The 24140-nt window shown below is 64.2% G+C and carries 13 protein-coding genes; 11 read left to right on the plus strand and 2 right to left on the minus strand.

The window, feature by feature from the left end; all coding sequences use genetic code 11:
• The first annotated feature begins 74 nt into the window (after window positions 1–74).
• Window positions 75–791 (plus strand): FadR/GntR family transcriptional regulator, encoded by a 717-nt coding sequence (locus SR3_RS17085; RefSeq protein ID WP_084455666.1) that lies wholly within the window; start codon window positions 75–77, stop codon window positions 789–791.
• A gap of 177 nt (window positions 792–968) precedes the next feature.
• Here SR3_RS17085 and SR3_RS30680 read toward each other — a convergent pair whose 3' ends face one another.
• Window positions 969–1328, minus strand: coding sequence for a DUF3291 domain-containing protein (locus SR3_RS30680; RefSeq protein WP_245653960.1), 360 nt, complete (start codon window positions 1326–1328; stop codon window positions 969–971).
• Window positions 1329–1414: 86 nt separating this feature from the next.
• Complete coding sequence (locus tag SR3_RS17090) at window positions 1415–2536, minus strand: zinc-binding alcohol dehydrogenase family protein (protein ID WP_068088888.1); 1122 nt, start codon at window positions 2534–2536, stop codon at window positions 1415–1417.
• 103 nt (window positions 2537–2639) lie between these two features.
• Between SR3_RS17090 and SR3_RS17095 the strand changes: the two genes are divergently transcribed.
• From SR3_RS17095 to SR3_RS17140, 10 genes are all read left to right on the plus strand, one after another.
• Window positions 2640–3557: an AraC family transcriptional regulator gene (locus tag SR3_RS17095; protein WP_068088819.1), complete on the plus strand. Its 918-nt coding sequence runs from the start codon at window positions 2640–2642 to the stop codon at window positions 3555–3557.
• 127 nt (window positions 3558–3684) lie between these two features.
• Window positions 3685–4365 carry a response regulator transcription factor gene (locus SR3_RS17100; protein ID WP_307562198.1) on the plus strand — a complete coding sequence of 227 codons (681 nt, stop codon included), beginning with the start codon at window positions 3685–3687 and terminating at the stop codon, window positions 4363–4365.
• Complete coding sequence (locus SR3_RS17105) at window positions 4362–5750, plus strand: sensor histidine kinase (RefSeq protein ID WP_068088825.1); 1389 nt, start codon at window positions 4362–4364, stop codon at window positions 5748–5750. The genes SR3_RS17100 and SR3_RS17105 overlap by 4 nt, the downstream gene beginning before the upstream one ends.
• 367 nt (window positions 5751–6117) lie before the next feature.
• A complete protein-coding gene (locus tag SR3_RS17110; RefSeq protein ID WP_245653961.1) occupies window positions 6118–8166 on the plus strand; it encodes a TonB-dependent receptor in 2049 nt (682 codons plus the stop codon).
• 28 nt (window positions 8167–8194) lie between these two features.
• Entirely contained in the window at window positions 8195–9523 is a 1329-nt protein-coding gene (locus SR3_RS17115; RefSeq protein WP_068088830.1) for a family 1 glycosylhydrolase, read from the plus strand.
• A 23-nt stretch (window positions 9524–9546) separates the two neighbouring features.
• Entirely contained in the window at window positions 9547–11193 is a 1647-nt protein-coding gene (locus tag SR3_RS17120) for a tannase/feruloyl esterase family alpha/beta hydrolase (RefSeq protein WP_068088833.1), read from the plus strand.
• Window positions 11190–12377, plus strand: a complete 1188-nt coding sequence (locus tag SR3_RS17125) for a family 43 glycosylhydrolase (RefSeq protein WP_218018839.1) — start codon at window positions 11190–11192, stop codon at window positions 12375–12377. The genes SR3_RS17120 and SR3_RS17125 overlap by 4 nt, the downstream gene beginning before the upstream one ends.
• 56 nt (window positions 12378–12433) lie before the next feature.
• On the plus strand, window positions 12434–13735 hold the full coding sequence (locus SR3_RS17130; RefSeq protein ID WP_169805655.1) for an SGNH/GDSL hydrolase family protein: 1302 nt from the start codon (window positions 12434–12436) through the stop codon (window positions 13733–13735).
• 668 nt (window positions 13736–14403) lie between these two features.
• Complete coding sequence (locus SR3_RS17135; RefSeq protein WP_245653962.1) at window positions 14404–14745, plus strand: response regulator; 342 nt, start codon at window positions 14404–14406, stop codon at window positions 14743–14745.
• Between the two features lie 492 nt (window positions 14746–15237).
• Window positions 15238–24039, plus strand: a complete 8802-nt coding sequence (locus tag SR3_RS17140; RefSeq protein ID WP_068088845.1) for an autotransporter outer membrane beta-barrel domain-containing protein — start codon at window positions 15238–15240, stop codon at window positions 24037–24039.
• The last annotated feature ends 101 nt before the right edge of the window (window positions 24040–24140 follow it).

The raw sequence follows: 24140 nt of genomic DNA on the forward strand, positions 1-24140 counted from the left end.
GTCAACAACGATGACATGTTGGATGACAGATGGTAGCAAGTGCCTGATCTCTTAGCCGACCCGGGGCCTTGTCCGTGACCAATCTGATCTTGATGCCGCAAAAAAAGGAACGGTTGGGCGACCGCATCTATGGCCAGATTCTGCAGCAAATCGCCTCGGGCGCGCTGCGCCCCGGTGACCGCCTGCCCTCGGAAAACCAGATCTGCCAGACCCTGAATGTGTCGCGCCCCGTGGTGCGGCAGGCGCTGATGCGCCTTCAGGCCGACGGGCTGGTCATCACCCGCAAGGGGCTGGGCACCGTGGTGCAGAACACCCCGCCCGAGGGGCTGACGCGCTTTTCCGAGCCGAGCAATGTTGCGCATATGCTGCGCTGCCTGGAGCTTCGCATGGCGGTGGAAGGCCAGGCCGCCGCGCTGGCGGCGACACGGCACACCACGGCGGAGTTGCGCCAGATCGCCAAGGCGCTGGAGGCGATGAAGGAGCAATTGCTGCAAAACGGCGTAACCACCGCCGCCGATTTCGAGTTTCATCTGGCGGTGGCGGCGGCCAGCGGCAATTTCCTGTTCGAGCAGGTGCTGCAATCGCTCGACGATGCGATTCGTCGGGGAATGACGATTGCTCTGAGCGTCACCAAGGAACTCAGCCCCGAACGAGCCCAGCGGGTGTTCGACGAGCACCGCGCCATATACGATGCCATCGCGCAAAGAGACAGCGCCGGCGCCGATCTGGCCATGCGCTATCATCTGGGCCGGGTGCGCCAGCGCGTTACCGATGCCAGCCGAGATCAATGAGCCGCATGCTGAAATTTGTTAATTAATGTTACAAATCCACAATCCTTATTTGAGCAAGTTCGGCCCCGACATGGGGGGCATGGCATCCTCCGCCAACTTTCCTGCCGTTCCCGGCTCCGGCTCGGATCGTCGAAGGAAGACTTTCGTTCATGTGGCCACTGGATGATCGTCTGGCTGTTACAGACGCATTCCGCGAACATCTTGCGGTTCCGCAAAGCTCATGTCTGCGTGATGCGGGCCAGGATGCCGCAGGGCGGAGGGGCGCCCTGCCTTGCGCATTCGCTCCACCGCTTCGGCCCAATCCGGAAGATCGTCACTATCATGCCTCCAACGGACCACACTGGCTTCCACTGCCCAATCGAACAGGCGTGGCATGGCAGACCGATGCGCGCCGCTGGCAACATAGCTTTGCACCGCCAGTTCATCCCGCCATACGCTGATGGTCCAGAAGGTCACATGACCGTCTGGCCTCACCGCGCCAGCCAGAAATCCGTCCGCTTGCTGTACTTGTGCGATGGCGCGGCGGGCGTGAACCATGATGAGTGGCATAAGAAGCAGCGTCCGAGCCCGAAACCGCGTGACGCTGACAAGCCTCGCAATGACGTCTTGAGTTGGCGGATGGCTCACAAGGTCACCACCAGCTTGCAGGCAGAAACGCCGCGCCGCTGCCGTTCGAGCGCCTGGACGATATGCGTGAGACCATGGCCCACGACCAGCGGCGCGGGAGCCGCAACATATCGCCCGCTGGCCAGCGCTTCGGGAAGGAAGGCCTCATAGATCATCGGCCCCACCTCATTGCCCAGCAGCGAACTGCCCCAGATCATGGCGGTGCGCACGCCTCTGCGCTGTGCTTTCAGGGCAAGGCTGATGCTGCCTGCCACCATGCGCATCAGCACGGGCGCAAGGCGCCAGATGCGGCCCTGGCCCGCAGGCACAGCGTCGAAGGAGGCTGGTGGCGTGGCCATCGCGACAAAACGCTTGCCCTGGCACTGTCCGAGTATAGCGACCGACGCCGTCGCGGAACCCAGGCCAATCGCAAGCGCTCCGGCAACCTCGTGCCCACGCAGGGCCGCAACAATGTCGGCCACAACGCTGTTGCTGCGATAATCAAACACCAGCGAAGCGCCCAGGCTTTTGACATAATCGAAGTTGGCGGGCGAGGCGGTGGCGACCACCTGATATCCGGCCGCGACCGCAAGCTGCACCGCATTGCAGCCCACACTGGTCGACGCCCCCCAGATGAGCACCCATTTTCCGTTTCGCCGGGGGGCGAGGGATGGAGGATCAAGCGCCAGCTGGTCCTGCTGGAACAGGCCGCAGGCCGCCGTGGAAAGGGCCAGCGGCAAAACCGCGGCGGCTTCAAACGGCATATCCTCAGGCATGGGCGCGGCCATATGCGCCAGCAGAACCGCATGGGTCTGGAAGGCGCCTTCCGCCGCATGATTGCGCGCCTTGTCCGAGCCGACAGCATGACCCAGCACGCGCTCGCCCAGCCTGAAGCGGGTCACACCCTCGCCAATCTCGACCACCTCTCCGGCCACGTCCGAGCCCAGCACGAAGGGATAGGCGAGATAGGGCGTGATGAGATCGCCCACGGTCTGCATCAGCCGGTCCATCGGGTTGACGGCAACGGCATGGACCCGCACGACGATCTCACCGGCTTTGGGTGCGGTGTAGGGCGCGGGTCCAACCTTTAACGCGGTCGCGCGCTTGGCGGGCAGCCACAGTGCGGTGTTGTTGGGCATCGTCAGTCCTTGCTCGTCATCCTGCAATAACACATAGCCCCTTCATGGCGGACGCCCCATGCGCTATGGTCCATAAAATCGTCGCCATCGTCCAGGATATGCTGTGGACCCGCTTTCGGACATCCTCTCGCTGATGAAACCTGGCAGCTACGGCTTCCGTGGACTGGACGCGGGTGGAGATTGGTCGCTGGGCTATGCCGCCAGCGCCGGGGTGCGGTGCTATGCCATCCATTCCGGCCAATGCTGGATCGAGGTGGAAGGCCAAGCCGCGCCGCTCGCCCTGTCGGCAGGTGATTTCGTTCTGCTGCCCGGCGGTACCGCCTATCGCCTTTACGCTGGGGCGCCGAGCGAGACCATCGATGCCTTTCGCTTCTTTCCCACCGTCCCCTCAGGCCAGACCGCCGTGCTCAATGGCGGCGGCGACTGCATGGGCGTGGGCGGTTACTTCCATTTCGCCGGATTGCAGGCCAGCCGCCTTCTGGCCGCCCTCCCGCCGATTCTGCACATCGACGCGCAGCAGGGCAAGCAGGCTTTGCGCGCATCCATCGACCGGCTGATGGACGAATTGCGCGCGCCACGGCCGGGCGGTGCCCTTATGGCCGAACATCTGGCCCAGGCTTTGCTGATCGAGGCGCTGCGCGCGCATCTCGACCAGACGCCGACGAGCCCCGGTTGGCTGCTCGCTCTGGCCGACAGGTACATTCATGCCGCGCTGTCAGCCATGCACGATGCGCCCGCAAGGCGGTGGACGCTGCAGGATCTGGCAAGGACAGCGGGCCTGTCACGCTCGAGTTTTGCGGCGCGCTTCAGGGAGAAAACGGGCGAAACCGCGATGGATTATCTGACCAGATGGCGGATGGTTCTGGCAGCCGATCGTCTCGCCAATCATGGCATGACCATCGCTGCGGTCGCGCCGATGGTGGGTTATGATTCGGAGAGCGCCTTTGGCGCCGCGTTCCGGCGGGTGGTCGGCTCTTCGCCGCGCCAGTTTGCCAAATCCGCCGCCGCCAAGCCTTCCTGAAGCCCGGGATGGCTTTGGCATTGTATCGGTTTGTCACCGCTTTGACGATGCTGTGACCCAAGCGCCGACAATCCGCTATGATGAGCGCATGCTTCCCCCATCCACTCCCTCCGCATGCATCCTGATCGTGGACGACGACGATGACATTCGCGACCTCATCGCCAGCCATCTCGACCGCGCCGGATACCGGCATGTCGGAGCCGCGACACTGGCCGAGGCGCGCACGGCTTTGGCCCGCCACGACATCGCGCTCATGCTGCTGGACCTCACGCTCCCCGATGGCGATGGCATGACCTTCTGCCGTGACCTGCGCGCCGAAGGGTTTGTCGTGCCCGTCATCATGCTGACGGCACGCAGCACCCCCGGCGACCGCGTCGAAGGGCTCGAAGGGGGCGCCGACGATTATCTCTCCAAGCCTTTCGACGCCCGCGAGCTCATCATCCGCATGCGCAATGTGCTCAAGCGGGGCATTCAGGGCCCGAAATCCCAATCCGGCCGTTACGCCAGCTTTGGCCCGTGGCGTCTCGATCTGGCGCAGCGGCGCCTGATGGGTCAGGATGATCGCGGCATGATGCTTTCGACCACCGAATTCGCCATTCTGCGCCGTTTTCTGGAAAACCCCTTTGAAGAGTTGAGCCGCGAGGATTTGCTGCCCGAGCGCAAGGAAACCGTGTGGATCGACCGTTCGCTCGACAACCGCATCGCCCGTTTGCGCGCCAAGCTGGCCCGGGCGCCGGGCGGTGAGAACCTGATCGTCACCGTGCGCAACAAGGGCTTCCTGCTCGCCTGCGATGTCACCTACGTATGACGGCCCTGTGGCAATCTCTGCGGCGTTTCGACACGCTGGCCTTGCGCCTGACGCTGGTGCTGGCCGTCGGCGGCACGCTGGCATCCATGTATTCGCTGACCTTTTCCGAATGGTATCTCCAACACCAGATGCGCCAGTACCGCGCCGGGATGATCGCCCGCAGCGTGGCCGACATCGCCGGACATATCGCCGCCAACGACCATGCCGACATGATCCTGCTGGCCAGCAACCGGATCAGAGGCGCGCATCTGTTGCAGGACGCCTCTGCTCCCGTCCTAGGGGCCGACCCGGCCATCGATCAGGCCCTGTCCTCGGGTCTTCCGAGGGGCATGACAGCCCATAGTTTTCGCACCGATCCGGCGGTGTGCGCCGGCCGCCCCGGTGTTGCCTATGTTCGCGCTGCCGCGGGCATGCTGGCCATTCCTCCGGAGTGCTGGGCCGTCGATCTCAGCGTGCCTCCAAGCGATGGGCAGGTCACACACCATCGCATGGCCTTCGATATGGCCCCGCTCCCCCTTCTGCTGTCGGTCAGGCAATCGCCGGACTATCTCGCGCTGGTGGCTCTGGCGGCGCTGCTCCTGTCCTTTCTGGTGGCCAGCATCACGCTGCGCTTCATGCGGCGTCTGGCCGTCGCCTCGCGGGCCTTTTCCAGCGACATCGCCGCCGCCCCCATTCCTGAAACCGGCCCGCGCGACGTGCGCGAGACCTTTGCCGCCTTCAACCAGATGCAACAACGCATCCGCGAAGCCATGCAGGAACGCGCCCAGATTCTGGCCGCGATCAGCCATGATCTGCAAACTCCTTTGACCCGCCTGCGCCTGCGGCTCGATCTTTTGCCGGATGAAGGCGTGCGGGCTCGCCTGTTCAACGATGTCGAGGCCATGCAGCGCCTGGTGACCGAGGGGCTGGCGCTGGCGCGATCCGGCGAGTCCGCCGACGACTGGGTGATGCTGGACATGGAATCGCTGCTGGCCAGCATGGTCGAGGATATGACCGATGCGGGCCTTGGCGAAGTCACGCTGGGTCATGTCGATCCCGTGGAGGTCAGGGTCAAGCCCGATGCGCTGCACCGTTGCCTGCAGAACCTGATCGACAATGCCTTGCGCTATGGCGGTCAGGCGCGCCTCGATTGCTGGCAGGAGGATGATCGGATCGTCCTGTCGGTCACCGATGCAGGCCCCGGCATCCCCGAAGCGCTGCTCGACCAGATGTTCGAACCCTTCGTGCGGGGCGACAGCAGCCGTTCGCGCCGCACCGGAGGAACCGGCATCGGACTGACAATTGCGCGCGCGCAAGCCTCGACATTCGGGGCATCCGTATCGCTCGCCAATGCCGCGCAGGGCGGGTTGATCGCCAGCATCACCATTCCTCTTCCCATATACTGAAACCGGGTACGGATTTTTGTATCCGTTCTACTCACTTTTCCCCGGCCCCCTGTTCCCTCCCAAGGCCAGTGCTTAGCTATCAGCAATAACAACCGAGCAGAGCGTGCCGCCGCCATGACAGCGACCGGCCCTGATGTTTCGGACGTGTTCGCTGGCCCGAAGAGATGTCCGCACAAGGACGTCCGACGGCAGATCCAAGGGAGGATTTATGCTGAAAGTGTACCAAGCCAGTCTGGCATCGACCGTCGCCTTCGCCGCTCTGGTGTTCCCCGCGCAGAGTTGGGGGCAAACAGCGCAAGACGCGCCCGCCTCAGTCAATTCGGACATCATCGTCACCGCCCAGCGCCGCGCGGAAAAGGTCACATCGGTGCCGATCTCGATCACCGTGGCGGACGCCGCTCAACTCGAGCGTCAGCAAGTGAGGACGGTCGAAGATCTTGCGCGCATTGCCCCCAGCCTCGAAATGACGGCAGCTGCTGGCCAGGGCACGGGTGGCGGCGGTGAAATTCGCGGTATTGGCACCCAGACCTTTGCGCAGGGGGCGGTGGCCTCGGTCGGCATCGTGGTCGATCAGGTCAGCCAGGGTAACGCCAACATCTCCAACCTGTTTGATATCGCCCGTGTCGAGGTGTTGAAGGGGCCGCAAGGCACGCTGTTCGGTCTGACGACCTCGGCCGGTGTCATCAACATCACCACCAACAAGCCGGATATGACCAAATTCAGCGCCCGGCTGCACGCGGATCTATCCAACGCCGGCACCGCAGGTTCGGGTTTCGGCAATCAGGTGATCCAGGGCGTGGTCAACCTTCCCCTCGCCGCCAATGCAGCCTTGCGCGTGTCGGGATCGACCAATCTGCGTCAGGGGCCCAATCAGAACACCATCGACGGCAAGTATATCCAGAACAACAGCTACAGCGGCCGCGCTCATCTCCTGTGGGAACCGACCAGCAAGCTGACCGCGAATTTCATCGCCGATTACACCTATTTCACCCAGACCAACGAGGGCGATTTCTTCACGCTTATCTCCACGGATGCCAGCACGGCTGCCGCTCTGGCAAGTTGCGGGGTCGTTGCGGCTGAGGGCAACCAGAAATTCTGCATGAAGCAGGGCCTCTATGCAAAGAACAACAATTTCGGTGCTTCGGCCCAGTTCGATCTGGATGCCGGTCCCTTCACACTGACTTCGATCTCGGCTTATCGCGGCACTCGTCACAGCGATACCGGACAGAACATCGTGCGTGCCGATCCGACCGCGCTGACTATCCTCGACTTGCCCGGCCACAACCGGCTCGACCTCGTCAGTCAGGAACTGCGGATCGCCTCGCCCGGAAACGCATTCATCGATTATACGGCAGGCCTGTTCGCCTCGCACCAGAGGGGCATCGTTGATCCAACGGGACAAAACATCACCCTGTTCGGCTTCATTCCCATTGCGAACTCGATTGGCTCACGAAACCGTACCACTGATGACTCCATGGCCATTTACGGCCAGGGTACCGTCCACGTCGCGAGTAGCCTGCGCCTGATCGCGGGTGGCCGCTACACCGCCGAACGCCTTGCACTCGACGGCTATGATTTCGACAATCGCGTCGCCATCAACAAGCAACTCAACACGAGCATCGTATCCTGGAAATTTGGCGGGCAATACGATCTGTCGCGCAAGACCATGATCTACGCCACCGCCTCACGCGGCTACAAGAGCGGACAGATCGGCATTCCCGCTTATCCGCTTACGCCTTACATCGTGCGGCCGGAAATCCCCACCAGCTATGAAGTTGGCCTGAAATCCACGCTGTTTGGCGGATGGGTGGCCGATCTCAGCCTGTTCTCCGAAACCATCAAGGACTTTCAGCTCCAGCAATGCGCGGCGACCTCGACCGGCGCGCTGTCCTGCACGGCTGTCAATGCGGACGGCGTCAAGAGCCGTGGCGCGGAAATCAACCTGTTCGGCAAGATCACCCATGATCTCTCGGTCAGCACCGGCTTCATCTATGCCAAGGCCACTTATCCGAATGGCTACACCTCGAGCACATCGACCGGCGTTTTCGCACTCGGCGGAACGCAGCTGCCCTTCTCGCCGCGCTACAAATTCACCTTCTCGGGTGATTACTCCCATCCGATCAATGATGCCTTGTCCGGTTTCATCAGTCTTGATGCGGTGTGGAAGTCGCGCGTGGCCTATCAATCAACAACGCTGTTGACCGACACCTACAAGCCGCACTGGACTGTGGGCGGTCGCCTCGGCCTGAAGACCGCGGACGATCGCTACTCGCTGTCGGTTTTCGCCCGCAACCTGTTCAACGTGCCCGAACCCGTTCTGCTTTATACCGATTTTCCTACCGCAGGGACGGTTGGCGCCATGTACGCTCCCAATTCGACCCGTCAGGTCGGTCTTTCGCTCGACGCCAAGTTCTGATGCCGGGTGCAAGGGAAAGATCAACGTCATGATCGATCGACGCTTTTTCGTCGCGGGGGCAGTGGCCACCGCCGCCACTTCGACGCTTGCCAATCCCGTTCTTGCCGCCGGTCTGACCGGGGGCAAGCGCAACGCAACGTCCCCCTTCCCGCCCGGCTTCCTGTGGGGTGCGGCCACCGCCGGACACCAGATCGAGGGCAACAACGTCAACAGCGACTACTGGGTGCTGGAAAACGTCAAGCCCACGCTGTTCGCCGAGCCTTCGGGCGATGCCAACAACAGCTTCGAGCTATGGGCCAGCGACCTTGATCTGGCGCGCACCATCGGGCTCAACGCCTATCGCTTCTCGATTGAATGGTGCCGGATCGAGCCCGAACCGGGCCTGTTTTCCATCGCCATGCTGGACCACTACAAGGCCATCATCGCCGGGTGCCATGCTCGGGGCCTCGCCCCCGTGGTAACCTTCAGCCACTGGACCACGCCACGCTGGTTCGCCATGCGCGGCGGCTGGACCGCGTCCGACAGCGCCACCCTGTTCGCCCGCTTCTGCGACCGCGCGGCGCGTCACCTTGCCGATGGGATGGCCTATGCCGTCACCCTCAACGAGGCTAACGGCACGCTGCTCGGCCATGTCATGGCGCCGCCTCAGGCCAAGGACGCCGAACGCGCGATGCTGGCCGCTGCCGGGCGCGCCACGGGCAGCGACCACTTCGTCGGCGGCTCGCCTATCGGCCTCGCCATGGAGATGCTGCCCAACCTGATCGCCGCTCACAAACAGGGCCGCGCCGCGATCAAGGCTGCGCGCCCTGCCCTGCCCGTGGGCCTGTCGCTGGCGCTGGTCGACCTGCAAGGCGTCGGCCCCAACAATCTGCGCGATGCCCGCCGCCGTGACTTCTATGGCCCATGGCTCGAAGCCGTGCGCGGCGACGATTTCGTTGGTGTGCAGAACTACAGCCGCATCGTCTGGGACGACAAGGGCATCGTTCCCGTGCCCGCAGGCGCGCGCACCGGCGGCGAAGGCTGGGAGATTTACCCCGCCTCGCTGGCCAATGCGGTCGATTATGTCCACGGCGAAACCGGCTGCCCGATCATGGTCACTGAACACGGCCTCAACAGCGACAACGATGCGTGGCGCGCCGATCTCATCACCGCCGCGCTGGCCGAACTCAAACGCCGGATCGATGCCGGAACGCCGGTGCTGGGCTATTGCCACTGGTCGCTGGTCGACAACTTCGAATGGACCTTCGGCTACAAGCCTCACTACGGCCTCGCCTCGATCGACCGCACCACCTTCAAGCGCACGCCCAAACCCAGCGCCGCCGTGCTGGGCACCATCGCCCGCCGCAACGCCCTCTGACACCCTCCATCGAGAGACCCTCCATGATCCTTCTCGCCCTCGCCGCCAGCCTTGCCGCCCCGACTGCCATGGCCTCTTCGCCCGATGCCGATTTCGCCACGGGGTGCGCCCGTTTGCAGGGACTGTCCGAAGGCTGGATGGTGGTCACCGGAGCCCATGATGTCGCCGAAGGCCCCGCCCCGCGCGGCCCCAGCGGCCCCAACGGCGAATCCACCGAGCCTTTGCCCACCATGCCCCGCCATTGCGCGATCACCGCGCGGCTGGAGCAGCGCACCGGCGCTGGAGGCACACCCTATTTCATCGGTATGGAACTGCGCGTTCCCGCCGCGTGGAACGGGCGCTTCCTTTATCAGGGCGGCGGCGGCATGGATGGCATGATCGTCCCCGCACTGGGCAGCCCGATCAACACCGGCACCACATCGCCTCTACCGCTGGCGCAAGGCTATGCGGTGGTCTCGACCGACAGTGGCCATCAGGGCAAGAATTTCGATGACGTCAGCTTTGCGCAGGATCAGCAGTCCAAGCTCGATTACGGCTATGCCGCCATCGGCAAGGTCAGCGAGGCGGCCAAGCATCTGATCGTCAAGATCAAAGGCCGCGCACCGGATCACAGCTACTTTATGGGCTGCTCCAACGGCGGGCGCGAGGCGATGCAGGCAGCCCAACTGTTCCCGGGCGATTTCGACGGCGTTCTGGCGGGCGACCCCGCCTTTCACCTCAGCGCGGCAGCGGTGCTGACCAACTACTCGGGCTGGGCCTACACCGATGCGGCGACCAAGCTGGGCACGCATTCCTCGCTGCTGTTCTCCCCTGTCGAGGCCGGGCTGATCCAGTCGGCGCTGCTCAAGGCCTGCGACGGGCTCGACGGTGCGGTCGATGGCATGATCTTCGACCATTCCGCCTGCCACTTCGACATCGCCACGCTGGCCTGCGCCAACGGGCAAACCGCAGGCTGCCTCAACCCGCTCAAGGTGCAGGCGATCATCCGCGCCTATCGTGGTCCGCGGAATAACGCGGGTCAGCCCATCGCGGGCTCATGGACCTTCGACACCGCCAATTTCACGCCCGACTGGCTGATCTGGCAGACCGGCATCCCCACCCCCAAGGGGCCGTTGATGGTGTTGCAGGATCTGGTGCGCAAGTCGTTGACGCAATACTTCGCCTATCCGCAGTACAAGCTGCCGCTCAAGGGCGGCGATGCGGAAGCCGCGACACTGCTGGCGGCGAGTGCCCAGACGGCCAGCTTCACCGACGCCACCTCGACCCAATATTCCAGCTTCGCCGGGCATGGCGGCAAGCTGATGCTGGTCACCGGCTGGTCCGATCCGGTCTTCTCCGCCAGCGACCTGACCGCCTATTATGACCGCCTGACCGCCGATACCGAAGCGCAGGGCGGCGATGCCTCCACCTTTGCCCGCCTGTTCATGGTGCCGGGCATGACCCATTGCGGCGGCGGTGTCGCGCTCGACGATTTCGACGCGCTGACCTCGCTGGTGCGTTGGGTCGAGAAAGGCGATGCGCCGAACGCTTTTATCGCCAAGGGCAAGGCGTTTCCCGGTGTGGAGCGGCCGATCTGCGCCTATCCCACAGTGGCGCGTTACGATGGCAAGGGACCGCTGACCTCCGCCGCAAGCTTTGCCTGCGCTGCCCCCGGGCGTGCGGGCGCATGATCCGCATCTCGCTCCATACACGCCGCGACCTGCTGGCAGCAGGCGCCGCTGCCACCATCGCTGCCGCGTTTCCGGGCAAGGCGGCCTTTGCTGGCGCGGCAAAGCCTATGATCCGGCCCGGCGAGATCTGGCTCGACACCACTGGCAAGCCCATTCAGGCCCATGGCGCCTCGATCCTGCAGGTCGGCGATACCTTCTACTGGTATGGCGAGAACAAGGAGCGCACGCTGCCGGGATCGGGCATCTGGCATTGGGGCGTGCGGGCCTATGCCTCGAAAGATCTGGTGAACTGGACCGATCAGGGGCTCATCATTCCGCCGGTGCCCGATGATCCGGCCTCGCCCCTGCATCCGGCCAGGCAGCTTGATCGCCCCCACATCCTCTACCATGCCCGGACGGGCAAATTCGTCTGTTGGGTCAAGATCATGGAGGTCGACGGGCGCCAGACCCGCACCATTCTGACCGCCGACCGCTTCACCGGCCCCTACACCATTCTGCGTCAGGGCCTGCAGCCCCTCGGCATGAATGCAGGGGACTTCGATCTGTTGATCAACCCCGATGACCTCAAGGCCTACACCTATTTCGAACGGGTCCACAGCGAGCTGATCTGCGCCGATCTGACCGAAGACTACACCGACGTCACCGGTTATTACTCCACCCATTTCCCGCATCCCGCGCCGCCGCAGGTGCGCGAGGGGCCGGCCTATTTCCACCGGCGCGGCAAACATTACCTGATCACCTCGGGCACGACCGGTTACCATCCCAACCCGTCCGAGGTGGCGATGGCAGACACATTCCACGGACCATGGACCGTATTGGGCGACCTGCACCCCAGAGATGCCTCGCGCACATCCTTCAACTCGCAGGTCAGTTCGGTGTTCAAGCATCCGGGCAAGAAGGATCTCTACATTGCCCTGGCTGACCGCTGGATGCCCGACTTGCCCCAGACGGAAGGGCCAGGCTTTGCCAGCGGCGATGCCTATCGCCGTTTCGAGCCGATGTTCGCCAAGATGTTCAATCCCGATGGCCCCGCCCTCACGCCGGCGGAAGGCGCGGAGCTGAAGGGGCAGGCCAAGCGCATCAACACATCGCGGGGCACCTATGTCTGGTTGCCGCTCCGTTTCGAGGGTGAGCGCCCCTTCATCGACTGGCACAGCGCGTGGAGCCCGGACGACTTCGCCTGATTGCGGCGTGCTGAATGAGAGGCTCGTCTGCCGGGCCCGAGAATCTGGAGAGAAGAATGCGGTATCGATGGAACGCTCTTTGCCTGATGCTGCCCTGGCTGGCTCTGGCGAGCACCGGCCCGGCGATGGCCTCGGCCCCTGACGGACGCTGGCGCGCGGCTTTCGAATCCAGCCCGCGGGCTGGGCTGAACGATGAGCAGTTCAAGGCCCTCATCGACCGTATCAAAGTGCCGCCGGAGATCGTGGAAAAGATCAGGCCCAAGCCCGTCACGGGCACGCTGCGCTATCGCATCCGCGTTTCGGCCGGGGGAAGCAAGCTGCGCCTGCGCTTGTCCAATGAAGAGGGAAGCGCGCCGCTCGTCATCTCCGCAGCCAGCGTTGGGCTCGCGGGCCAGGATTTCGATGCCAAAGACGAGAGGCTGCTGGCCGTCACCTTTTCAGGCGGCAAAGGGATTTCCATCCCCCCCGGCGCGCCCGTGGTCAGCGATGCGATTGACCTGGGCGTGTCCCGGGGCGACGAGATCCTGGTGAGTTTCACCGTCGCCAATACGCTCAAGCTGGACGGCAATGGCGGCTCGCTGGTCAGCGTCGGCCCCGGCGATCAATCCATGGCGGCGCGTATGCAGGATGCGCATATCATGCAAGGGCGTCCGGACATCACGGGTATCTCCGTGCTGACGGCGCGGGACACGCATCTCATCGTGGCGCTTGGCGATTCCATAACCGATGGCAATCGCCTGAGCCTGACCGCCCTGCACAGTTGGCCCGAAGAACTGTCACGGCGCCTGGCCGCGCGCGGTTCCAGCACGGATTATGCCATGGTCAACGCCGGAATCGCGGGGAACCGGTTGCTGGCTAGCGGCTTTGGCGGAATTGCGGCTCTGGCTCGTCTTGACCGCGATGCTCTGGCGCTGGACGGGATCACCCATCTGGTCGTGCTGGAGGGCACGAATGACATTGGCATGTCGGGCCATTCATCCTTCGGCGACAATCCGGCAATCTCGGCCGAGGAGATCATCGGGGGCTATCGACAGATCATCGCCCGCGCCCATGATCGCGGCGTGAAAGTCATCCTGGGAACCATCCTCCCCTTTGGCGGATCGGCCAGCCATGACAGCCCGGAGCATGAACGGCTGCGCGACGCCGTCAACAGCTGGATCAGAACATCGCGCGAATCCGATGGGATGATCGATTTCGACAAGGCTCTGCGCGATCCTGCACATCCGCTGCAACTGCGCTCCGAGTACGATTCCGGGGATCATCTTCACCCGAATGAGGCAGGCTCGAAAGCGATGGGAGATGCCGTTGATCTTTCTGTTTTTGAGAGGCCCGAACCTCCATATGCAAGGATCAAATAGGCTGCTTTTGATTGGTTGTCTTCAAAACCGGACATTCCGGAATCCACAACAAAGCAGCCATGCGCGGCCCCTGTCCGGATCGTCAAAACCTGATTTCCATTCAGGATACGAGGTGGATGAACGGAATGCTCAGCAAATTACCTGCGTGAACCTGAGATAGACATGATGGAAAAATAACGGCCTCGCCCGACAATGGGCTCCAACATAAGGATTTTATAGACCCATGCGGTGGTTCGCAGGAATGTATTGTCCAGCCTGATTCCTTTCACCCGCCTCCGTCATTTTAAAAATGCCTTTTAAATCAAATTTTTATGATTTTCCCTTTCCAAACGAAGGGAAGCCACCACTGATCGACAGCTATAAGGGTGCCGGACGGCCCCGCCCTACCGGTCAGCAGGCGCTGACAAAGAAGACATTTCTGGCGCTAAATCAGCTCATCGAAAGCTGTCGCCCGTTCATACTTTCCGTTCAGAAAAAACGCAGCCGCCAGCGGAAAGTGATTTTGGTATCAACGGCCATCTGGCGACTGAATCCAAGCGATGCATCCAAACCTTTTCGCAATCGTTGCTTGGGTATGGCATGCATAGTGCTGATCATCATTGCGGGATGTTGGGATCGAATTTTCTGCTGGAAGGCTACGAAATGGCGCTGATGCAAGCAGTTATGTTGTGGTGGTAGAAGATGAACCAATGCTTCTTATGGCAGCGGTTGATGCCATTAAAGATACAGGTTTTGCTATTCTCGCAGCAAGCAATGCGGACGATGCCATCAGACTGCTCGAAGCCGATCCGCAGATCCGTCTCGTTTTCACGGATATAGAAATGGCGGGGACGATGGATGGCCTGAAACTGGCGGCCTATGTCCATGATCGTTGGCCTCCGGTCGAGATCATCGTTACTTCAGGGCGCATGTTGGTCGAGGATATCAAGCTCCCCGCCCGAGGCATCTTTATGCCCAAACCTTACCGCCCAGAAGAACTTACAACCCAGATCAGCTGCTTGATCGGTTGATGGCCCGGGATTCAACCGAATGCGCTTCAACCATCCGGGTGCTATGGCCAAGGCCCCTCCGCCTCGCTGCTATCCAACGAGCGCCGGTGCGCGGCCTCGTATATAGGAACGGGACTTTTCGCGCGATTACAAAATTTTACAACTGCAGATCGCTCTCCCGGAGCCAATTCTAAATATCCGGTTTGAAGAAGGGTCGCCACTCCTCGTGGACAAGCGGAATTCCGTGGTTAACAGGTGCTTTGCCCTAAGCGGAGAAAAACGAATGAAGTGAGCTAACCACATCTTCGCAAACGATTTTTCTCAAAAGTTTAATATGTAAAAATACTAAAACCGAGGGGTCCGTTTTAACGTTTTGGCAAGCGTGTTTTCCCCAAGTCGCTCGCGATACGACATAGGTTACAAACAGGGGACCCCATGCTGCCAATGCGCCGCCCGTCAAGCCACGCCCACTCCACGCGCGGCCGGCGTCATCTCTTGCTCGGAGCGGGCGGTATGGCCGTCACCCTGGCGCTGCTGCTCCCCTCGCAGGCCATGGCCGGCACCTATACGGCGGGAAGTGAAGCGGAGCTGCAGCAGGCGATCGCCAATGCCAATGCCGACGGCGATACCAGCGCCACCATCACGCTGACCTCCAGCTTCTCGGTCTCCAACACCGCGCTGCCCGGCGCCACCAAGCCGATCACCATCGACACGGCTGGCTTCACCCTGTCGGGTTCGGGATCTAGCATCATCATCAGCGGTAACAGCACCACCACCGGCACGCTGACCCTCAGTGGCACGATCCTGGGCAATGCCACCGGCACGGCGGGCACGGCGCTCAGCCTGAGCACGGGCGGCAATGTCGTCAGCACTGCCACCATCGCCGGCGGCAGCCAGACCGCCGCGAATGTCGCGGGCACCAATGGCGTCGCGCTCAGCGCCTCGCAGAGCTTCACCAACAATGGCACGATCACCGGCGGCAGCGCCATCGCCTATACCGGCGGCGCGGCGGGCGCAGGCGCGGGCGTCACCCTCTCCAGTGGCGGGGCGCTGACCAATGCTGCCTCGGGCACCATTCAGGGCGGCAGCAGCGCGGGCGCCGGAGCCGGCGCAGGGGTTTACGTGAATGCCGCGAGCAACACGGCCACCCTCACCAATGCCGGGATCATTCAGGGTGGGTTTGACAGCACCAGCAGCGGCGCCACCGGCGGCGCGGCGATCAACGGCACCGGCAGCTTTGCCACCACCATCACCAACAGCGGCACGCTGACCGGCGGCAATGGCGCGGCGGCCATCGCTGCCAATGGCAGCGCGCAATGGGTGGCCACAGTGGTCAACAGCGGCACCATCCAGGCAGGCAGCGGCAGCAGCACCGCGATCCAGTTCGGCACCACGGCCAACAGCACGTCGGTCCTGGAATTGCAGGCCGGATCGAACATCATCGGCAATGTAATCGCCAGCCCCGGCACCACCGACATCTTCCGTCTGGGCGGCGACACCAATGCCAGCTTCGATGTCTCCACCATCGGCTCGCAATATCAGGGCTTCGACAGCTACCAGAAGAACGGCGCCAGCACCTGGACCCTCACCGGTGACAACACGTCGGGTCTGGGCTGGACGATCAACCAGGGCACGCTCAAGACCGGCAACGGCACCATCACCTTCGGCACGATGACCAACAATGGCACGCTGGAACTGGGCGGCAGCGGCGCGGTTTCGGTGGGCACGCTCTATGGCACGGGCACGCTGATCCAGTCGGGCAGCGGCACCACCACGCTGAGCGCCTTCAGCAACTATTTCACGGGCGGCACCACCATCACGGGCGGCGTGCTTGTGGGTTCGACGGACGCCTCGCTGGGCGACAATGCCGGGGCGCTCACGCTCAATGGCGGCACCCTGCAGCTCACCAGCTTCAGCTCCAGCGCGACGCGTACCGTCAATCTGGGGAGCAATGGCGGCACCGTCGACATCACCACATCGGGCTCCTATTACACGATCAACAACGGCCTCACCGGCTCCGGCAGCCTGACCAAGATCGGCGCGGGTGGCGTGATCCTGGCTGGAAACAACAGCTACACCGGCGGCACGACCATCAGCGCGGGCAGCCTACAGATCGGTAGTGGCGGCGCCACCGGCACCCTTGCCGGCGATGTGCTCGACAATGGCGCGCTGGTTTTCAACAGCAGCACCGGCTGGACCTATGGCGGGGCGATCTCGGGCACAGGCTCCCTGACCAAGACCGGCTCGAACACGCTGACACTGACCGGCAACAGCAGCTACACCGGTGCGACCTCGCTCAGCGGCGGCACGCTGCTGCTCTCGGGCGGGCAGATCACCGGTACATCGGGCATCACCATGACTGCGACGAACGCGGCGCTGATCGTCGATGGCGCCGCCGCGAAGCTGGCCACCAGCGGCGCCACCGTGCTAACCTCCAACGGCACAGCGCTGACGGTCCAGAACGGCGGCACGGCCACGCTGGGCGCGCTGACCCTGGGCGGCACGCTGAACGGCGCCGGTACGGTGACCGTCACCGGCGCGGGATCGAGCCTGACCAACACCACCCTGACCGGTGGCAATTTCGGCACGGCCAACATCAACATCCTCGATGGCGCCAGCATGACCTCGACAGGCGCCGTCACGCTGGGCAATGGCCTTTTGCCAACTCAGCCGACGAACATGCGTGCCCTCGTCACCATCTCGGGCGCGGGCTCGCAATGGACGATCAACAATGCGCTGGCGATGCGTCGCGGCACGCTGACCATCTCGGACGGCGGCGTGCTGAGCGCCAGCAGCGCCCTTTTCGGCTATGCCACCGGAACCAGCACGAGCAATCCATCGGTCGATATTGCGGTGACGGGCACGGGCTCGAAGCTGGTGACCACCGGCACGCTGGCCCTGACCAACACCACCACCAACACCATCGGCTCCACATTGACGATCGCCGATGGCGGCACGGTCGAGGCGGGCAGCGGCACGTTCGATATGGGCACGGGCATCGGCACGCTTACCATCGGCGCGGCCTCGGGCTCGGCGGCGGTGGGCGCGGGCACGCTCGATGCCACCAGCGTGACGACCGGCAGCGGCAGCACGATCACCTTCAACCACACCGACACCGGCTATACGTTCGGCGCGCTGATCAGCGGTGCGGGCGCGCTCAACCAGCTGGCGGGCACCACGATCCTGACGGGCAACAACAGCTACACCGGGGCCACCACCATTTCGGGCGGCACGCTGCGCATCAACGGCGACCAGTCGGCAGCCACGGGCCTCACCACCGTGGCGAGCGGCGGCACGCTGGGCGGCAGCGGCATCATCGGCGGTGATGTCACCGTGGCCAATGGCGGCACTCTGGCGCCCGGCAACAGCCCGGGCACGCTGACGATCAACGGCAACCTCTCGCTCTCCAGCGGCTCGCTGCTCAATTACGAGCTGGGGCAGGCCAACACGGTGGGCGGCTCGCTCAATGACCTCACCGTCGTGAAGGGCAATCTCACGCTCGGCGGCACGATCAATGTCACCACCTCGGCAGGCGGCACCTTCGGGCCCGGCCTCTATCGCGTGATCAGCTATGGCGGCTCGCTGGCCGACAATGGCCTGTCGGTCGGCACCACGCCCACGGGCAGCGATGTGACGGTGCAGACCTCGATGGCGGGGCAGGTCAACCTCATCAACACCGGCGGCCAGACGCTCAACTTCTGGGACGGCACGGGCGCGCAGTTCAACAACCAGATCGATGGCGGCAGCGGCACATGGCAGGCCAGCGCCGGCAACGGCAACTGGGCCAATGCCACCGGCGCGGTGAACGCGGGCTATAGCGATGGCGCGCTGGCCATCTTCAGCGGCACGCCCGGCACGGTCACCATCGACAACAGCCTTGGCGCGGTGACCGCCTCGGGTCTGCAATTCGCCAGCTCCGGCTACACCCTGAGCGGCGGCGCGCTGACGCTGACCGGCCCGCAATCGACGATCCGCGTGGGTGACGGCACCTCGGCAGGGGCCAATGACACCGCCACCATTTCCTCGGTGATCCAGGGCGCGACGCAGCTGGTGAAGAGCGATCTGGGCACGCTGGTCCTCTCGGGCACCAACACCTACACCGGCGGCACGGCAATCGACGCGGGCACGCTCTCGGTCTCCTCCAACGCCAATCTGGGTGCGGCGGGCACCGATCTGACCATCAACGGCGGCACGCTGCTGTGGACCGGCGGCGCGGCCGTCATGGCGCGCACGGTGAACTGGGGCGCCAATGGCGGCGGGATCAATGTCACCACCACCGCTTCGAACGGCCTAACCATCAACAATGCGCTGGTGGGCGGCGCGCTGACCAAGAGCGGCGTGGGCAAGCTGATCCTCACGGGTGACAACATCTTCAATGGCGGCGCCACCATCGCGGCGGGCACGCTGCAGATCGGCACCTCCACCCTCAATGCCTCGATCACCGGCGCTATCGTCAACAATGGCGCGCTGGCGATGGCCACCGCGAACGACTGGACCTACACTGGGTCGATCACCGGCACCGGCGGGATCACCAGCATCGCTTCGGGCACCATCACCTTCACCGGCAACAGCAGCTACAGCGGCGGAACAACCCTTTCCAGCGGCGGGGGCACCTTCCGCTATCTGGGGGCAACGGTCAGTTCCGGCGCCACCTCGCTGACCAACGGCAACCTCATCGTCGATGCGGGGGCGACCTACACCACCACCACCCTTCTCGCACGCTCCACCACCAGCGGGCCATCGACCGTCAGCGTGGTCAATGGAGGCGTGCTGAACACCACCGGCGCCTTCACCCTGCAGACGGCGTTGGGCACCACGCTTGACTCGCTGACCGTTTCGGGGGCGGGCTCGCAGGCCAACATCGGCGGCGCGGTGGTGCTGGCCGCCGGAGCCACCAGCAACAATTTCATCACCGTCAGCAACGGCGGCAAGGTGACCACTGCTGGCACGACCACCATGGGCGCGGCAGCGGGCAATGGCACGCTGCCCTCGATCAGCATCGATGGCACGGGAAGCGGCTGGACCAGCCAGGGCGCGCTGACCATGACCGATGGCAGCCTCTCGCTGACCAATGGCGGCACGGCGACCTTCAGCGGCATCACGGCGGGCACGGTCTCCTCGGCCTATCCGGCGACCATTCTGGTTTCGGGCAGCGGCTCGGGCCTGACCACCACCGGCAACCTGACCGTGGGCAGCGGCACGGGCAGCGGCACGATCACGCTTGCGGATGGCAGCACGACCAAGGTGGACGGCTCGCTGGTGCTGGGCGATGCCTCGACGGCCACGGGCACGCTCAACATCGGCGCGGCCTCGGGCTCGGCGGCGGAGGCAGCCGGCACGCTCGATGCCAGCAGCGTGATCGTCAACGCCAACAGCGCGATCAACTTCAACCATACCGATGCGGGCTACACCTTCGGCGCGCTGATCAGCGGCGCGGGCGTGGTCAACCAGCTGGCGGGCACCACGATCCTGACCGCGAACAACAGCTACACCGGCGCCACCACCATCTCGGGCGGGACGCTGCGCATCAATGGCGACCAGTCAACGGCAACAGGTCTCACCAGCGTGCTGAGCGGCGGCACGCTGGGCGGCAGCGGCATCGTGGGCGGGAATGTCACCGTGGCCGATGGCGGCGCGATCGCCCCGGGCAACAGCCCCGGCACGTTGACCATCAATGGCAATCTCTCGCTCTCGGGCGGTTCGCTGCTCAATTACGAGATCGGGCAGGCCAATGTGATCGGCGGCTCCTACAACGATCTGACCATCGTGAAGGGCAATCTCACGCTGGACGGCACGATCAATGTGACCGTGCCCACCGGCGGCACCTTCGGCCCCGGCCTCTATCGCGTGATCAGCTATGGCGGTTCGCTGACCGACAATGGTCTTTCGCTGGGCACCATGCCTGCGGGCAGCGATGTGTCGGTGCAGACATCGGTGGCCAATCAGGTCAATCTGATCAACACCGGCGGGCAGACGCTCAGCTTCTGGGATGGCGCGGCAGGGCCCAAGTTCAACAACCGGGTCGATGGCGGCAGCGGCGTCTGGCAGGCGAGCGCGGGCAACACCAACTGGACCAACGCCACCGGCGCGGTGAACGCTGGCTATAGCGACGGCGCCCTGGCGATCTTCGCGGGCACGCCGGGCACCGTCACCATCGACAACAGCCTGGGCGCGGTGACCGCCTCGGGCCTGCAGTTCGCCTCTGACGGCTATGTGCTCACGGGCGACGCGCTGACGCTGACCGGGCCGCAATCGACCATCCGCGTGGGCGATGGCACCTCTGTGGGTACGGGCTTCACCACCACGATCAACGCGGTGATCCAGGGCAATGCCCAGCTAGTGAAGAGCGATGTGGGCACGCTGGTGCTGACCGGCGCCAACACCTACACCGGCGGCACGCAGATCGACGGTGGCACGCTGCGTGTTGCCAATGACGGCAATCTGGGCGCCGCTGCGGGCGGGATCAGCTTCAACGGCGGCACGCTGAGCACCGCGGCGGATCTGGCGACGAGCCGCGCCGTCAGCCTGATCGGTGATGGCGCTGTGGCGCCGGACGCAGGCACCACGCTGACGCTGGCCGGGTTGGTTTCCGGCACCGGCGCTCTGTTCCAGAACGGCAGCGGCACGCTGGTGCTGACGGGCACCAACAGCTACACCGGCGCGACCACCGTTGGCGCGGGCACACTGCTGGTGAACGGCAACCAGTCGGCCGCGACGGGCCTGACCAGCGTGGCCAATGGCGCGACGCTGGGCGGCAGCGGCACCATCGGCGGCGATGTGACGCTGGCCGATGGCGCAACCCTCTCGCCGGGCACCGCCAGCACGGCGGGCACGCTGACCATCAACGGCAACCTCTCGCTCTCGGGCGGCAGCGTGCTGAACTATCAGTTGGGGCAGGCTGGCACGGCGGGCGGCACGCTCAACGATCTGGTCAATGTCGGCGGCAAGCTGGTGCTGGATGGCACGCTCAATGTGTCGGTCACCTCGGGCGGCACCTTCGATCCGGGCATCTATCGCCTGTTCAACTATGGCGGCACGCTGACCGACAATGGGCTGACTTTGGGCTCCATGCCAAGCGGCAGCGCGGTGACGGTGCAGACTTCCGTGGCGGGCCAGGTCAATCTGGTGAACACCAATGGCCTGCAGCTCAGCTTCTGGGATGGTGCTGGCGCTGGTCAGAACAACAGCGTTATCAATGGCGGTAACGGCTTGTGGCAGGCCAGCACCGGCAATGACAATTGGACGACCTCCAACGGCAGCGTGAATGCACCCAACGCAACCGGCAGCTTCGACATCTTCGCAGGCACGGCGGGCACAGTGACGGTGGACAACAGCCTTGGCGCGGTCAGCGCATCGGGCATGCAGTTCGCCACCAGCGGCTACCGCATCAACGGCGCCACGCTGACGCTCGTTGGACCGCAATCCACGATCCGCGTGGGTGACGGGACTGCCGCAGGCGCAGCTTACACCGCCACCATCGATGCCGTGCTGGCGGGCTCCACCCAGCTGGTGAAGACCGACGCGGGCACGCTGATCCTCACCGCCGCCAATCAGTACACCGATGGCACCAGCATCAATGGCGGCATGCTGCAGATCGCCTCTGACGCCAATCTGGGGGCGGCCACCGGCGGGGTGACGCTGAATGGCGGCACGCTGTCCACCACCGCCGATCTGACCACCGCGCGCGCCTTCGATGTGACGGACACCAGCGGCATCACCACCGTGAATGCCACCACGCTGACGTTGACCGGCGGGCTGACCGGCTCGGGCGCGCTGACCAAGAACGGTGCGGGCACGCTGCTGCTGGCGGGCGATGGCAATGGCTATTCGGGCGCGGCCACGGTCTCGGCAGGCACGCTGGCCGTGACGGGGCAGCTTGGCGGTTCGGTCACGGTCGGTTCGGGCGGCACGCTGGCCGGCACAGGTCAGGTGGGCAGTGTGACCAATGCGGGCACGGTCTCACCGGGACTGAACGGCTTTGGCACGCTGACGGTGAATGGTGATTACACCGGCGCCAATGGCACGCTGGCGATCAAGACCGCGCTGGGCGGCGATGCCTCGCGCAGCGATCTGCTGGTGGTGAATGGCGCCACCGCCGGGAACACCATCATCAAGGTGACCAACACCGGGGGGCTTGGCGCCGCCACCGTCAACGGCATCAAGGTTGTGGATGTGACCGGCGCTTCGAACGGCACCTTCACGCTGGCGGGCAACTATCTCTTCGAGGGCCAGCAGGCCGTGGTGGCGGGGGCCTATGGCTATCGCCTCTACAAGAATGGCGTCAACACCGCCGATGGTGACTGGTATTTGCGCTCGAACCTGCTCGATGCGGGAAGCGGCGCGAGCGATACGGGCGATACTTCGGGCAGCGCTCCGGCAACCCCGCTCTATCAGCCCGGCGTGCCGGTCTATGAGGCCTACAGCCAGGCGCTGCTGGCGCTCAACGATCTGGGCACGATGCAGCAGCGCATCGGCGACCGCCAGTGGATGCAGGGCGGAGAACGCCAGTCTGGCCTGTGGCAGCGCTTCGAGGGCCAGGGTCTGCGCGCCAATGCCGCGCGGTCGAGCAGCCTGAGCCATGTCGGCGTCGATATCTGGAAGGTCGAGGTCGGCGCCGATCAGGTGCTGAGCCAGCGTGCCGATGGTTCCGCGCTGGTGCTGGGCGTGGTGGCCGGTTACGGCGAGGCGACCACCAATGTCGGCTCGATCTTCGGCAATGGCAGCATCAAGACCTCGGCCTACAGCCTTGGCGGCACGCTGAGCTGGTTCGGGCCGCAGGGCTTCTATGTGGACGGGCGCGCGCAGGTGAACTGGTATGACAGCCGCCTGTCCTCCTCTGTGCTGGGCTCGCTGGTCGATGGCAACAAGGGGCGCGGTGAGGCCTATAGCCTCGAGATCGGCAAGCGCTGGCCAGTGGGCGGCCATCTGTCGGTGACGCCGCAGGTGCAGATGGTCTATTCCACCATCGGCTTCGACGGTTTTACCGATCCCAATGGCGCGGTGGTGACCTCGCGTCTGGGTGACAGTCTGAAAAGCCGCTGGGGCATCTCGCTCGACCGGCAGGATGGGCGCAGCCACCTCTATGCCGTGGCCAGCCTGAGCTATGAGTGGCTGAACGGCACGGTGACCGAGATTTCAGGCGCGGCGATCGGGCGTGAAAACTATCATCTGTGGGGTGAGGCCGGCGTGGGCGCCAGTGTGGTGCTGGGCCGGGGCTTCTCGATCTTTGCCCAGGCCTCGGGCAAGACCGCCACGCAGGATGCCGGCAAGAGCTATGGCTGGAAGGGTAATGCGGGCTTCCGCCTGGCATTTTGACAAGTAATGGGGCGCCTGCAAATCGGCGCCCCACAAAAGGCCCTCCCTAAAAGCTGAGGCGCGTTTCGGGCTATAATGCGCTGCGCCGCCCTCCTGAGCAG

The sequence above is a fragment of the Novosphingobium rosa NBRC 15208 genome (genome assembly GCF_001598555.1).
In the GTDB taxonomy this organism is placed as follows: domain Bacteria; phylum Pseudomonadota; class Alphaproteobacteria; order Sphingomonadales; family Sphingomonadaceae; genus Novosphingobium; species Novosphingobium rosa.